Source organism: Pseudomonas sp. JV245A (assembly GCF_032424515.1).
GTDB lineage: Bacteria > Pseudomonadota > Gammaproteobacteria > Pseudomonadales > Pseudomonadaceae > Aquipseudomonas > Aquipseudomonas protegens.
Genome location: NZ_VYKE01000054.1, coordinates 20,161 through 33,586 on the forward strand (window position 1 = coordinate 20,161; position 13,426 = coordinate 33,586).

9 protein-coding genes are annotated in these 13,426 nt (G+C 62.8%); 4 read left to right on the forward strand and 5 right to left on the reverse strand.

Translation table 11 applies throughout. The annotated features are described in order from the left end of the window. Positions 1–13: 13 nt before the first annotated feature. Entirely contained in the window at positions 14–211 is a 198-nt protein-coding gene (locus F6S12_RS16515; protein ID WP_007937254.1) for a YbdD/YjiX family protein, read from the forward strand. Positions 212–325: 114 nt separating this feature from the next. After that, positions 326–1,297, forward strand: a complete 972-nt coding sequence (yjiA, locus tag F6S12_RS16520; protein WP_152686456.1) for a GTPase — start codon at positions 326–328, stop codon at positions 1,295–1,297. A gap of 6 nt (positions 1,298–1,303) precedes the next feature. On the opposite strand, the gene F6S12_RS16525 is transcribed toward yjiA, so the two are convergent. From F6S12_RS16525 to F6S12_RS16545, 5 genes are all read right to left on the reverse strand, one after another. Next, positions 1,304–1,999, reverse strand: a complete 696-nt coding sequence (locus F6S12_RS16525; RefSeq protein WP_011063574.1) for a GntR family transcriptional regulator — start codon at positions 1,997–1,999, stop codon at positions 1,304–1,306. 35 nt (positions 2,000–2,034) lie between these two features. Then, positions 2,035–2,748 (reverse strand): FadR/GntR family transcriptional regulator, encoded by a 714-nt coding sequence (locus F6S12_RS16530; RefSeq protein ID WP_041119954.1) that lies wholly within the window; start codon positions 2,746–2,748, stop codon positions 2,035–2,037. A gap of 79 nt (positions 2,749–2,827) precedes the next feature. Continuing rightward, complete coding sequence (locus tag F6S12_RS16535) at positions 2,828–4,141, reverse strand: C4-dicarboxylate transporter DctA (RefSeq protein ID WP_015637104.1); 1,314 nt, start codon at positions 4,139–4,141, stop codon at positions 2,828–2,830. A 352-nt stretch (positions 4,142–4,493) separates the two neighbouring features. After that, positions 4,494–5,747, reverse strand: a complete 1,254-nt coding sequence (gene glyA, locus F6S12_RS16540; protein WP_047289336.1) for a serine hydroxymethyltransferase — start codon at positions 5,745–5,747, stop codon at positions 4,494–4,496. 196 nt (positions 5,748–5,943) lie between these two features. After that, positions 5,944–9,792 (reverse strand): bifunctional diguanylate cyclase/phosphodiesterase, encoded by a 3,849-nt coding sequence (locus F6S12_RS16545; RefSeq protein WP_053160113.1) that lies wholly within the window; start codon positions 9,790–9,792, stop codon positions 5,944–5,946. Between the two features lie 282 nt (positions 9,793–10,074). Between F6S12_RS16545 and ettA the strand changes: the two genes are divergently transcribed. Both ettA and gdhA read left to right on the forward strand, forming a co-directional pair. Continuing rightward, complete coding sequence (ettA, locus tag F6S12_RS16550; protein WP_315869103.1) at positions 10,075–11,739, forward strand: energy-dependent translational throttle protein EttA; 1,665 nt, start codon at positions 10,075–10,077, stop codon at positions 11,737–11,739. 287 nt (positions 11,740–12,026) lie between these two features. Continuing rightward, complete coding sequence (gdhA, locus tag F6S12_RS16555) at positions 12,027–13,364, forward strand: NADP-specific glutamate dehydrogenase (protein ID WP_041119950.1); 1,338 nt, start codon at positions 12,027–12,029, stop codon at positions 13,362–13,364. Positions 13,365–13,426 lie beyond the last annotated feature (62 nt).

A 13,426-nucleotide genomic window follows, 5' to 3' on the forward strand; every position in this document is an offset into this window, starting at 1 on the left:
GAGGATTGCAACGATGTTCAATGACCTGAGTCGCCTCGGTAAATACCTCGGTCAGGCCGCGCGCCTGATGGTCGGCATGCCCGACTACGACAACTACGTCGAGCATATGCAAACCAAGCACCCGGACAAGCCGGTGATGTCGTACGAGGCGTTCTTCCGGGAACGCCAGGAGGCGCGATACGGCGGTAAGGGCGGTCCGAAGTGCTGTTGAAATACAGCGTTTGAGCCACACCCCTGTAGGAGCCGGTTTGCCGGCGATAGCGGTTCTTCGGACGCCATCGCCGACAAGCCGGCTTCTACGTTTTTATGCGTGGGAGATCCTGTTTTGCACAACCCTATTCCCGTGACCGTGCTCAGCGGTTTTCTTGGCGCCGGCAAGACCACTTTGTTGCGCCACCTGCTCAAGGCCGAGCACGGCCTGAAGATCGCCGTGATCGAGAACGAATTCAGCGATGCCGGCATCGACACCCAGTTGCTGGGCGAGCAGCCGGTACAGGTCATGACCCTGTCCAACGGCTGCGTCTGCTGCACTATCCACACCGACCTGACCAAGGCCCTGTACCTGTTGCTGGAGCGTCTGGACAGCGGCGAGATCGCCTTTGACCGGCTGGTGATCGAGTGCACCGGGCTGGCCGATCCGGCGCCGGTGGCACAGACCTTCTTCATCGATGAGGAACTGCGCGAACGCTATATCCTCGACGGCATCATCACCCTGGTGGACGCCAAGCACGCCGAGTTCCACCTGACCCAGACCATTGCCCAGGCGCAGATCGGTTTTGCCGACCGGCTGCTGGTGAGCAAGCGTGACCTGGTGGACGAGGCGACTTTCGAAGCCCTCGGCCAGCGCCTGACCCGGATCAACCGCCGGGCACCGATCCGCCTGGTGGAGCACGGCCAGATCGACCTGGCCGAACTGCTGGATGTGCGGGGATTCAATCTCAATGCCGACCTGGGGGGCGGCCTCAGCCTGCGGCCAGTGAGCAAGGCGCCGTCAGTGGACCGGATTTCCAGCCTGGTGCTGCGCACCGAGCAAGCCCTGGACCTGGATCGCCTGAGCGAATTCATGAATGAGCTGCTGGAAGACCACGGCAAGCAACTGCTGCGCTACAAAGGTGTGCTGAGCGTTATCGACGAGCCCCGGCGCATGGTGTTCCAGGGCGTGCTCACGCTCTATGGCTTCGATTGGGACAGCGAATGGGCCGAAGGCGAAGTGCGCGAGAGCGTGATGGTGTTCATTGCCGACGATCTGCCGGAAGAGAAGATCCGGCAGGGGTTCGAGCGGATGCTCGCGGGCTGATGGCGGCTACAGGCCGCCCAGCAGGCGCTGCTCCAGGTGCGCCAGGTGCTGGTTCATCAGGGTTTCGGCCTTTTCGGCATCGGCCTCCTGTAGTGCATCGATGATCTTCGAGTGTTCCTGCCAGGAGCAGTAGTTGCGGGCCTGGCCCTCGAACTGGGCGATGGCCAGTGAGGTCAGGGGCACCAGGCTGCCGAGGAACTGTGCCAGGGGCCCGTTGCCGGCGATTTCCGCCAGTTGCAGGTGGAACTCCCCGGACAGGCGGATAGCCGGCCCGCGCTGGTCGCGGGCAATGGCCTCGCGCTCCTGGGCGATCAACTCGCGCAAGGGTTGCAACTGGCGCCGGGGCTGCTGGCAGGCCAGGCGCACCAGGGTGATTTCCGTCAGGCGCCGGGCATGCAGGATCTGCCGGGTCTGTTCCAGGTCCGGCGCCGCCACCTGGGGCCGGTAATTGGGCCGCAGGATCACCACTTGCTGATGGGAAAGCCGCGCCAGGACCTGGCGCACTATGCTGCGGCTGACGCCGAAGGCCTGCCCCAGGCTGTCTTCGGTGAAGCGGCTGCCGGGAGCGATGCGCTGTTCGAGAATGGCGTCGAAGATCTGCGGGTAGACATCATCCACCAGCAGCTTCCTTTCGCCCCGAGGGCGCCTTGGCAGGCTGGCCACCCGGGTGAAGGGATTGTTTTTCAGGGCGTAGCTGACCATGGCCTGTCTCCAGTCCGGTTGCTGACTCGGGGGGATTACTGGGCGCTGTTGCCCAGGTGATCGTCCGGGATATTCAGTTCGATGCCCATGCGCTGGCCTTCCTGGAGGATGTGCCGGCGCATCTCGGCGCTGGCCAGGGCGCTGTTCTTGTTGCGGATGGCCCGCACCACCGCCTCGTTTTCTTCCAGGCGTTCGGCCAGGTGCTCCGGTGAATTGCGCAGGATCTGTGCACTTTGCTTGAGGGCATTGCTGGTCTGTTGCACCACGTTCTGGAAGATCGGGTTGCTGGTCAGGGTGAACAGTTCCTCGTGGAAGGCGATGTAGGCGTTGACCCCGGCTTCGCTGTCGCCGGCTTCAAGGGCTTCGCGCATGTCCATCAGGGTCAGGCGCAACTGGCCGACTTCCTTGCTGCTGATGGATTGCGCCACCAGGCCGACGATGAAGGGCTCCAGGGTGTAGCGCAGTTGCAGCACGTCTTCGAGGCTGGCCCCGGCCACTGCACTGTCGCTGCCCTGCGCTTCGTCCAGGGGGGTGTCCAGCACCACCACGCCTTTGCCGGGCATGGAGCGCACCAGGCCCAGGGTCTCCAGGACGATCACCGCTTCGCGCAGGCTGGGGCGGCTGATGCCCAGTTGCTCGGCCAATTCGCGTTGCCCTGGCAGCATGTCGCCGGAGCGCCACTGGCCGCGGGCCAGGGCGGCCCGGAGCTTTTCTACCACTGAATTCACCACTGTTGACGAGCTGATCACTGTTGACTCCATGAACGATTAATAGCGCGCTGTTGCCGCGCCGAGTGTTGTGCCTGCCGATGACAGGCACAAGATCGGGTCAAAATTCCTGCTGGTGGGCGCCGGTCACCGGTTTTCGGGCCTGGAAGGTGTAGCCCTGCTGGCCGCTGAGCACCTTGTTGGCCCGCTGCACGTCGATGTCCTTTTCCCAGCGGGCGATGGCGACGGTGGCCACGCAGTTGCCGATCAGGTTGGTCAAGGCGCGGCCAATGCCCATGAACCAGTCCACCGCCAGCACCAGCACCAGGCCCACCACCGGAATCGCCGGGATTGCAGTCAGGGTTGCCGCCAGGATCACCAGCGCCGAGCCGGGGATGCCGTGGGCGCCCTTGGAGGTGATCAGCGACACCAGAAGAATGGTCAAAAGGTCCGACATGGACAGCGGAGTGCCGGTGGCGTTGGCAATGAAGACGATGGCCAGGGTCAGGTAGATGGAGAAGCCGTCGAGGTTGAACGAGTAGCCGGTGGGAATCACCAGGCCTACGGTGGAACTGCCGATCCCCAGGTGTTCCAGCTTGCGCATGATCTGCGGCAGCACGGCGTCGGAGGAAGCGGTGCCGAGGACGATCAGCAACTCTTCGCGCAGGTACTTGAGAAAGGGCAGCATGCGCAGGCCCGACAAACGCATCACCAGGCCCAGGATCACCGCGACGAAGGCAAAGCAGGTCAGGTAGAACAGCCCCACCAGGCTGCCCAGGTGCTGCAGCGAATCCAGGCCGTACTTGCTGGTGGTGAAGGCGATGGCACCGAACACGCCGATGGGCGCCAGACGCACGATCATGCCCATGATGCGGAAGATCACATGGCTCAGTTCGTTGATCAGCCGGGAGATGCCCGAGGCGGCTTCACCCACCAGGTTAAGGGCGCTCCCGAACAGCACCGAGAACAGCAGCACCTGGAGGATGTTGTTCTCGGCGAAGGCACCGATCACGGAGGTGGGAATCAGGTCCATGAGGAACTGAGTGGTGGTGTGCATGTGCTGGCCACGCTGGGCGATGTCGCCCATGTCCGCGGTGGACAGTTGCTCCAGATGGATGTTGGCGCCGCTGCCGATGCCGGTGCTGAAGGCCATGATCAGGCCGATCACCAGGGCCACGGTGGTGAGGATCTCGAAGTAGATCACCGACTTGAGGCCGATGCGGCCGACCTTTTTCAGGTCGCCGGCACCGGAGATGCCGCTGACGACCACGCAGAACACGATCAGCCCGATCAGCATCTTGATCAGCTTGATGAAACCATCGCCTAGGGGTTTGAGCTGGGAGGAGTATTCGGGGAGGGTGAGTCCGCACACGATGCCGAGCATCAGTCCGAGGACAACCTGGAGGAAAATCGAACGCGAGCACCATCTGAGCATGGGGGGAATCCTGGTCGGTGTCCTGTCTGCCGTGCGCGGGGGACGCGCAACGGATGGAGGACTTAATTATTTTGGTCTTACCGGTATGTCCAGTGCAGGCGCAGTCTACGCTCGGGTTTTATGGGTTTACAAGGGGGAGGGTGCAGATTGGCTTTACCGGTCTGACCAGTGGTTTTTCCTCCCCTGGCCACTGTAGCCGTTGTCGCAGGCTGCGATCGGCCGGACCAGCCGCCCGGGTATCCTGCGTTCGCAAGACCTCGCAGGCTCCTTTCACCGCCTGTCTCCACGGCCCTGCGGGCACAAAAAAGCCCGGCACTGGGCCGGGCTTTTTCTGTTGCGGTCTGCGGGCTGATTAAGCGCCGTATACCGGCAGCTTCTTGCAGATGGCCTTGACCTTCTCACGCACGGCGTCGATCACCGCTTCGTTGGAAAGGTCCGCCAGGATGTCGCAGATCCAGCCGGCCAGTTCCTTGCACTCGGCTTCCTTGAAGCCACGAGTGGTCACGGCCGGAGTACCGAAGCGCAGGCCGGAGGTGACGAACGGGGAGCGTGGGTCGTTTGGCACGGAGTTCTTGTTTACGGTGATGAAGGCTTTGCCCAGAGCGGCGTCAGCGTCCTTGCCGGAGATGTCCTGCTTGATCAGCGACAGCAGGAACAGGTGGTTCTTGGTACCACCGGACACCACGTCGAAACCGCGCTCGATGAACACTTCGGCCATGGCCTGGGCGTTCTTCACCACTTGTTCCTGGTAAGCCTTGAACTCAGGCTGCAGTGCTTCCTTGAAGCAGATGGCCTTGGCGGCGATCACGTGCTCCAGTGGGCCGCCCTGGGCGCCAGGGAATACGGCGGAGTTCAGCTTCTTCTCGATGTCAGCGTTGGCGCGAGCCAGAATCAGGCCGCCACGTGGACCGCGCAGGGTCTTGTGGGTGGTGGTGGTCACGACGTCAGCGAATGGCACCGGGTTCGGGTAGACGCCAGCGGCGACCAGACCGGCCACGTGGGCCATGTCGACGAACAGGTAGGCACCGACCTTGTCGGCGATTTCGCGAAAGCGCGGGAAGTCGAGGATTTGCGAGTAGGCAGAGAAACCGGCCACGATCATTTTCGGCTTGTGCTCAAGGGCCAGGCGCTCGACTTCGTCGTAGTCGATCAGGCCGTTGGCGTCGATGCCGTATTGAACAGCGTTGTACAGCTTGCCGGAGGAGGAGACGGCAGCACCGTGGGTCAGGTGACCGCCGTGGGCCAGGCTCATGCCCAGGATGGTGTCGCCACCTTGCAGCAGGGCCAGGTAGACCGCGGCGTTGGCCTGGGAGCCGGCGTGTGGCTGGACGTTGGCGTAGTCGGCGCCGAACAGCTCCTTGGCGCGGTCGATGGCCAGCTGTTCAACCACGTCGACGTATTCGCAGCCGCCGTAGTAACGCTTGCCCGGGTAACCTTCGGCGTACTTGTTGGTCAGTACCGAGCCTTGAGCTTCCATCACCGCTGGGCTGGTGTAGTTTTCCGAAGCGATCAGCTCAATGTGCTCTTCCTGGCGCTGAGCTTCTTGCTCCATGGCGGCAAAGAGATCGGCGTCGTACTTGGCAATAGTCAAATCACGGCTGAACATGGCGGTCCTCAAGGATCGGGGGCAGAAAAGGGAGGCATTCTAACCCAATGGGTTTTAGATGGCATATGAAAGGACATCATGTCGCAGACAAGTGGCCTTCACTTGGGTACGGGCTTGTATAGGAGCTGGCTTGCCAGCGAAGAGGCCCCTGAGACCGCCTTCGCCGGCAGGCCGGCAATTACGCAAGCAGGGGATGTTAGTCGAACATGAACAGGGCGTCGTTGCTGAACTGCGCCTCGAAGCGGTTGGCCGGCATCGGCCGGCCGAACAGGTAGCCCTGGACCTCGTCGCAGCCATGTTCGCGCAGGAACTCCAGCTGTTCGTGGGTCTCCACGCCTTCGGCGATCACCGCCAGGTTCAGGCTGTGGGCCATGGCGATGATGGCGCGGGCGATCTGCGCATCCTGCTCGCCGGACGGCAGGCCGTCGACGAAGGTGCGGTCGATCTTCAGTACGTCGATGGGGAACTGCTTGAGGTAGTTCAGCGATGAGTAGCCGGTGCCGAAGTCGTCCACCGCGATGCTCAGGCCGAGGTTCTTCAGGCCATCGAGAATCTGCATCGCCTCGCTGACTTCGCGCATCAGGATACTTTCGGTCAGTTCCAGCTCCAGGCACGCCGGTGGCAGGCCGGTGTCCTTGAGGATGGTGGCGATGCGCATGCCCAGCTGGCCGTCGGAGAACTGCCGGGCGGAGATGTTCACCGAAACCTTCGGCACCCGCACCTTGGCCTGGTGCCAGGACTTGAGCTGGCGGCAGGCTTCGCTGATCACCCAGTCGCCCACATCCACCACCAGCCCCAGTTCTTCGAGCACCGGAATGAAGTCACCCGGCGGTACCAGGCCGCGACGCGGGTGGCGCCAGCGCAGCAGCGCCTCGGCGCCGGTCAGGCGCTTGCCGTCACCGCTGAACTGCGGTTGGTAATAAAGCACGAATTCCTCCTGCTCCAGGGCGTGGCGCAGGTCGCTTTCCAGTTCCAGGCGCTCCAGGGCGCTGGCGTTCATGTCTGCCTGGTAGAACTGGAAATTGTTCTTGCCGCGTTCCTTGGCGTGGTACATCGCGGTGTCGGCGTTCTTCATCAACTGGCTCAGCTCGTTGCCATCCTGGGGGCTCAGAGCGATGCCGATACTGGCGGTAACAAAGAACTCGCGGCCTTCGAGGACGAAGGGTTTGACCAGGCTGGCGAGAATCTGCTCGGCCACATGGATCGCCCGGTTCAGGGCCATCTCACGGCTGGAGCGCGGCTGCAGGAGCAGGGTGAATTCGTCGCCGCCCATGCGTGCCACGGTGTCGTCGTCATCGACGCAGCCCAGTAGGCGCGTGGCCATTTCCTTGAGCATGCGATCGCCGGCGGCATGGCCCAGGGAGTCGTTGATCGGCTTGAAGCGGTCCAGGTCGAGGAACATCAGCACCACCCAGGACTTCTGTCGTTCTGCCGATTGCAGGGCGGTGTGCAGGCGGTCCTGGAACAGAGTGCGGTTGGGCAGGTGGGTCAGGGCGTCGTAGTAGGCCAGGCGGTGGATGCGCTGTTCACTGGCCTTGCGTTCGCTGATGTCGCTGAAGAAGCACACGTAGCTGGCCAGGTCGCCTTCATCGTCGAGCACTGCGGTGATCCCGACCCACGCCGGGTAGTGCTCGCCATTGCGGCGCTTGAGCCAGACTTCGCCTTCCCAGGTGCTGTGCTGGTTCAGTTGCTTGAGTACATAGCGCAGGTGGGCTTCCTGCTGGTCGTCCACGGTGAGCATGTTCGGCAACTGGTCGAGCACCTGGGACACCGCGTAGCCGCTGACCCGGCTGAACGCCTCGTTGGCCTGGACGATATAGCCGGCGGGGTCGGTGATCAGGATCGCCGAGGTCGAGTGCTCGAATACCGTGGCCGCCATGCGCAGGTCCTTTTCCGCTCGGCGCTGCTGGCTGATGTCGCGGCCGACCCCGAGCACGCCCTCGAAGGCGCCATGCTCGTCCCACACCAGTACCAGGCGCAGTTCGATGGGGATCTTGCGGCCATCGGCCCGCAGGCAGTCGAACAGGAACAGCTGGGTCTGCACCTGGCTGCGCAATTGCGCCAGTTGCTCGGGTTTGTCCAGGGCCTTGCTGACCCGGTCCATGAGGGTGTAGATGCCGCTCAACTGCTGCGGGTTGGCGATGGTCGACTGCCAGCCGTTCTGGAAGATCCACTCCACGTCGTAGCCGAGCACCGCGTGCACCGAAGGGCTGACGTAGTTCAGCGAAAGTTTGCTGTCGGTGGAGAAAATCACGTCGCTGATGCTTTCGGCGAGCATGCGGTAGCGCTGCTCGCTGTCACGCAGGGACTCGCTGGCCTCGATCTGGTCGGTGATGTCCTTGGCTACGCCGATGATCCGCGTCACCTGGTCGTAGCGGTCCCGGGCCAGGGCCTGCTCGCGGATCTCGAAGCGCCGCCACTGGCCGCTGCGGTGGCGGAAACGCAACTGGCATTGCAGCAATTGGGCATAGGCCGAGTGCCGCTGCTCCTGGCGCAGGCGGTGATAGAGGTCGGCGTCTTCCGGGTGCAGGAGGATTTCCCAGAAGTACTCGCCCATCTGGTGCAGCTCGGTCTTGTTGTAGCCCAGGGTCTGGCCCAGGTGGTGGTTGCTGAAGATCATCCGCTGGCTGATCACATCCTGTACGTACAGGTGATCGGGCACGGTGCGCACCACGTCCGACCAGAAACCTTCGCGCTCCAGCAGTGAAAGTTCGATCAGCTTGCGGCTGGTGATGTCGCTGATGCTGAGGATCACCGCGCTGTAGTCCGCGATGGCCTCGGGCAGGCGCAGGACCAGCCACAGATGCTGGTCGTTGCCCTGGGCGTCGCTGAGCTTGATCTCCAGTTCCAGCTGTTTCTGCTGGTTGATCACGGCTTCGAGCAACTGGCTGCCGATGGCGTTGCCGTTCTTCGGGCTGCCTTCGATCAGCAGTTGCCAGGCCTGCTCGCTGGATTCGACGTTGAGCAGGCGCAGGGCAACCTGGTTGACCTCGGTGATGCGCAATTCACTGAGCAGTTGCAGGCGGTGGCCAGGATCGCTGGCCTGCCAGCGCTTGAGTTGGTCGCTGTTGTGCAGGTTGTGCTTGTCGAGCAACCCTGGAAGCCCGGAGATATCCATGACGCACAAGGCCACGCCGGTGCCTTCGAAAATGTCCTGATAGCGCCGCCGGCCTTCGTGCAGTTGGCGCTGGCGCCGGCGCATGTTCAGCAGGGCGATCACCGGCAGCAGGGAGAAGGCCAGGCCCAGCAGGCACTTGCCAATGAAGGCCGGCAGCAGCGCCTCGAGCACGGCCCGCTGGTCGAACAGGCCGCGCAGTTGCCAGTCGCTGTTGCTCAGGGGCACCAGCAGTACGCTGCTGGCCATTTCGTCGGGATCCAGCATGCCTGGGGTCGAAGTGCTGCGCTCATCGCGCTTGATCACCTGGTGGCTGAGGCGGTTCTCGATCACCCAGGTGGGCTTGAAGCCTTCTTCGCTTTGCCGTACCAGGGTCTGCAGAAAGCTTGGAGCCAGGCGCAGGACCCAGTAGCCGCGGCTCCCGCCGCTGGACTGGTGCAGCAGGACATGCACCACCGAGCCATCGGCGGGGTTGCTGTAGTAGTAGCGTTGGGCACGGCTGCGCTGGACCAGCTCGGCGAGCCACAGGGCGTCCTGGCTATCGGTGGCGCTGTCGCTGAGGATCTGCCCCTTGCTGTCCAGCAGGGCAAAGCTGCGTACGTCCGGCAGCGAGCGCTGGAGTTTCTGAAGCAGTTGCTGTTGCTGCTGGCTGTCTCGCGGTGCCTCGATGATGGGCAGCAGATTGAGGGCGATCTGGGCGTTGAGCGCCAGGTTCAGGCTCAGGTGGTCGGCCAGGTCGGCGCTGTAGTCGATGGCATGCTGACGCTGGTCCTGGCGGGTCTGTTGCAGTTGATCGAGCAACTGCCAGAACAACAGGGCCAGCAGCAACAGCACCAGCGTCGCCAGTGCGCCTTTGAGTGTGCCACGCATAGGATAGGCCGGCCCGGGGGCAGCGGCGCGCGCGGGCTTTGGCGAAGTGACGTTGAACAAGCTGTGATCCTGCGGTTTGGCTGGGCTGGCGCGACGTGCACTATAAGCCGGACGCCCGAAGGGCGGCTAGCATGCCTTGAGTTGTGGCAAAGTGCCAGTCCCGCCTGGCTGGACCTGGATCGTGCATTGAGGTAGTTTTGCCGGTTACGCGGGAGCGTTCCAGCTCCAGACAATCAGGCTTTTTCCGCCCGTCGGTATTGATCATGGTCAATGCCGGCGCAGCGCATGGCCTGGCCCGGGCCCGGCCCGTTCTATTCATCTGTCACTGACGCTAGGTTCACCATGGCTCAATACGTCTTCACCATGCATCGGCTGGGCAAGGTTGTTCCGCCGAAGCGGGAAATCCTGAAAAACATCTCCCTGTCCTTTTTCCCTGGCGCCAAGATCGGCGTGCTGGGCCTCAACGGTTCGGGCAAGTCCACGCTGCTGAAGATCATGGCCGGCGTCGACACCGAGTTCGAGGGCGAAGCCCGCCCGATGCCGGACCTGAACATCGGTTACCTGCCCCAGGAACCCCAGCTGGACCCGGCCAAGACCGTGCGTGAAGTGGTCGAGGAAGCGGTCAGCGTGATCAAGGACGCCCAGGCGCGCCTGGACGAGGTCTACGCCGCCTATGCCGAGCCGGATGCCGACTTCGACAAGCTGGCCGCCGAGCAGGCCAAGCTGGAAGCCATCCTGCAGGCCAGCGACGGCCACAACCTGGAGCGCCAGCTGGAAGTGGCCGCCGACGCCCTGCGCCTGCCGTCCTGGGACGCCAAGGTCGAGCACCTGTCCGGTGGCGAGAAGCGTCGTGTGGCCCTGTGCCGCCTGCTGCTGTCCGCTCCGGACATGCTGCTGCTCGACGAACCCACCAACCACCTGGACGCCGACTCCGTCGCCTGGCTGGAGCACTTCCTCCACGACTTCCCGGGCACCGTGGTTGCGATCACGCACGACCGTTACTTCCTGGACAACGTTGCCGGCTGGATTCTGGAACTCGACCGCGGCGCCGGCATTCCTTACGAGGGCAACTACTCCGGTTGGCTGGAAGCCAAGTCCGACCGTCTGGCCCAGGAATCCAAGCAGCAGTCGGCCCATGAAAAGGCCATGAAGGAAGAGCTGGAGTGGGTGCGCAAAGGCGCCAAGGCCCGCCAGTCGAAATCCAAGGCCCGTCTGCAACGCTTCGAGGAAATGCAGTCCCAGGAATTCCAGAAGCGCAGCGAAACCAACGAGATCTACATCCCGGCCGGCCCGCGCCTGGGTGACAAGGTCATCGAATTCAAGAACGTCACCAAGGGCTACGGCGATCGCGTGCTGATCGACAACCTGTCGTTCTCCATGCCCAAGGGCGCCATTGTCGGCGTGATCGGCGGTAACGGTGCCGGTAAATCGACCCTGTTCCGCATGCTCATGGGCAAGGAAACCCCGGATTCGGGCAGCATCGAGATCGGTGAAACCGTGCAGCTTGCCTGCGTGGACCAGAGCCGTGAGGACCTGGACGGCAGCAAGACCGTGTTCCAGCAGATCTCCGACGGCTCCGACCAGATCCGCATCGGCAACTACGAGATCCCGTCGCGTACCTACGTCGGCCGTTTCAACTTCAAGGGCGGCGACCAGCAGAAGTTCGTCAAGGACCTGTCCGGTGGTGAGCGCGGCCGCCTGCACCTGGCCCTGACCCTGAAGGAGGGTGGCAACGTCCTGCTGCTCGACGAACCTTCCAACGACCTCGACGTTGAAACCCTGCGTTCCCTGGAAGAAGCCCTGCTGGACTTCCCGGGCGCCGCCATTGTGATCTCCCACGATCGGTGGTTCCTGGACCGGGTGGCCACTCACATCCTGGCGTACGAAGACGACTCCCAAGCGGTGTTCTTCGAAGGCAACTACACCGAGTACGAAGCCGATCGCAAGAAACGCCTGGGCGAAGCCGCGGCGCAACCGCACCGGGTACGGCACAAGAAGCTGGCCTGATCGGTTAGCTGCTTGAAAAAACGGGGCCTTCGGGCTCCGTTTTTTTATGCCTGGCAGAAACCTGGGCGGTTCATTCGGGGGCGTGGCTCAACGTTCAAAGTGAGTGCAAAGCAGTCAATTTTTGTCACCAATTCGGTGCGTAAAACACCTGTAGAACCGGGCTATTTATATTTATTGCACCATTTAAATTCATATCTGCGACATTTTGCGCTGTCGCGGTGCGGATTGAATTGATAAAGTCCCGGGCAAATCTCTTCTTAACGACAATAAATTTGCCGAGACTTCCCATGATCGAATCCGTCGAAGACTTCCTCGCCCGCCTGAAAAAACGCGACCCGGACCAGCCTGAATTCCATCAGGCGGTGGAAGAGGTCCTGCGCAGCCTTTGGCCGTTTCTCGAAGCCAATCCGCACTACTTGAGCTCCGGTATTCTCGAGCGGATCTGCGAGCCGGAACGCGCGGTGGTGTTTCGCGTGTCGTGGGTCGACGATCAGGGCAAGGTCCGGGTCAACCGCGGCTTCCGCATCCAGATGAACAGCGCCATCGGCCCGTACAAGGGCGGCCTGCGCTTCCATCCCTCGGTCAACATGGGCGTGCTGAAATTCCTCGCCTTCGAGCAGACCTTCAAGAACTCCCTGACCTCCCTGCCCATGGGCGGCGGCAAGGGCGGTTCGGACTTCAACCCCAAGGGCAAGAGCGACGCCGAGGTGATGCGCTTCTGCCAGGCCTTCATGAGCGAGCTGTACCGGCATATCGGTGCCGACGTTGACGTCCCGGCCGGTGACATCGGCGTGGGTGCCCGGGAAATCGGTTTCCTCTTTGGCCAGTACAAGCGCCTGAGCAACCAGTTCACGTCGGTGCTGACCGGCAAGGGCATCAGCTACGGCGGCAGCCTGATCCGCCCCGAGGCCACGGGCTTTGGCTGCGTGTACTTCGCCGAGGAAATGCTCAAGCGCCGCGGTGATCGGGTCGAAGGCAAGCGCGTGGCGATCTCCGGCTCCGGCAACGTGGCCCAGTATGCGGCGCGCAAGGTCATGGACCTGGGTGGCAAGGTGATCTCCCTGTCCGATTCCGAAGGCACCCTGTATTGCGAGTCGGGCCTGAGCGAAGAGCAGTGGCTGGCGGTACTGGAACTCAAGAACGTGCAGCGTGGGCGTATCAGCGAGCTGGCGAGCCAGTTCGGCCTGGAGTTCCGCGCCGGCAAGACTCCGTGGGACCTGCCGTGCGATATCGCCTTGCCCTGCGCCACGCAGAATGAACTGGACGCCGAGGCGGCCCGTACCCTGCTGCGCAACGGCTGCACCTGTGTCGCCGAAGGTGCCAACATGCCGACCACTCTGGAGGCTGTGGATATCTTTATCGACGCGGGTATCCTCTTCGCCCCGGGCAAGGCGTCCAACGCCGGTGGCGTGGCGGTGAGTGGCCTGGAAATGTCGCAGAACGCCATGCGCCTGCTGTGGACCGCCGGTGAAGTGGACAGCAAGCTGCACAACATCATGCAGTCGATCCACCACGCTTGCGTGCACTATGGCGAAGAGAATGGCCGGATCAACTACGTGAAGGGTGCGAACATCGCCGGCTTCGTCAAGGTCGCCGATGCCATGCTGGCCCAGGGCGTGGTCTGAACCGTCTCAGGCCGGTTCGATGCGGATGATCTCGATCAACTGATTGCCCGCCGGCCTTTGCC

What these genes read in the sequence shown, in the direction of transcription:
- F6S12_RS16515 (WP_007937254.1), top strand. Translation starts at nt 14, where the DNA reads ATGTTCAATGACCTGAGTCGCCTCGGTAAATACCTCGGTCAGGCCGCG.
- F6S12_RS16535 (WP_015637104.1), bottom strand. Translation starts at nt 4,141, where the DNA reads ATGCTCAGATGGTGCTCGCGTTCGATTTTCCTCCAGGTTGTCCTCGGA.
- gdhA (WP_041119950.1), top strand. Translation starts at nt 12,027, where the DNA reads ATGATCGAATCCGTCGAAGACTTCCTCGCCCGCCTGAAAAAACGCGAC.
- ettA (WP_315869103.1), top strand. Translation starts at nt 10,075, where the DNA reads ATGGCTCAATACGTCTTCACCATGCATCGGCTGGGCAAGGTTGTTCCG.
- glyA (WP_047289336.1), bottom strand. Translation starts at nt 5,747, where the DNA reads ATGTTCAGCCGTGATTTGACTATTGCCAAGTACGACGCCGATCTCTTT.
- F6S12_RS16525 (WP_011063574.1), bottom strand. Translation starts at nt 1,999, where the DNA reads ATGGTCAGCTACGCCCTGAAAAACAATCCCTTCACCCGGGTGGCCAGC.